Here is a 672-nt window from a genome sequence, read left to right as displayed (position 1 = left end):
GGCTGCAGGTGTACTGGCTGGCGGCCCGCGAGGCCGGCCTGCCGCTGGAAAACCCGCGCCAGGTCAGCGCCTTCCGCTACCCGCGCCAGTACGGCCCGCAGTCGCCCAGCTTCTCACGCGCCCTGCTGCCGCCGCTGGCCACCGGCCTGCCGCTGCTGCAGTCGGGCACGGCGGCCATCGTCGGGCATGTCTCGCAGCACACCGGTTCGGTGGGTGAGCAGCTGGAAGAGACCCTGACCAACCTGCAGAGCCTGGTGGATGCCGCGCGCCTGCAGCGGCCGGGATTGCCGGCCACGCTCGGCGCCGAATCACTGTTGAAGGTGTACGTGCGCCGTGCCGAAGACATGCCAGCCGTTGCCGCGCGGATGGCCGGACTGCCGGGTTCGCCAGCGTTCGTGGTGCTGCATGCCGAGGTGTGCCGCGCCGAATTGCTGGTCGAGATCGAAGGCCTGCACGGTTGAAGGGCGTACCGACCAACGGTCGGTACCTACCGGTTCGGCATCACGGTGGCACGGACCGGGGGTGCAACACCTCGGTAGGTGCCGACCGTTGGTCGGCACGGCGCTGGATCATTCGGCGTAGATCATCGTCCGCGTCATTCCGCCATCCACTACATGGTCCTGCCCGGTGATGAACCCGGACAGGTCCGAGAGCAGGAACACGGCCAGGGCA

The 672-nt window shown here is 68.9% G+C and carries 1 protein-coding gene and 1 pseudogene; one reads left to right on the top strand and one right to left on the bottom strand.

The features are described from left to right. Nucleotides 1-461, top strand: a pseudogene (locus INT12_RS30820) (hypothetical protein); the annotation flags it as partial. 108 nt (nucleotides 462-569) lie between these two features. On the opposite strand, the gene INT12_RS30815 reads toward INT12_RS30820, so the two are convergent. Beyond that, nucleotides 570-672 (bottom strand): SDR family oxidoreductase (locus INT12_RS30815; RefSeq protein WP_193059220.1); only part of this gene is annotated, 103 nt, incomplete at its 5' end.

This window comes from Pseudomonas sp. K8, from assembly GCF_014889455.1.
Classification (GTDB): domain Bacteria; phylum Pseudomonadota; class Gammaproteobacteria; order Pseudomonadales; family Pseudomonadaceae; genus Aquipseudomonas; species Aquipseudomonas veronii.
Note: the sequence above shows the minus strand (reverse complement) of the source record. Positions and strands in the feature narration are given on the sequence as shown.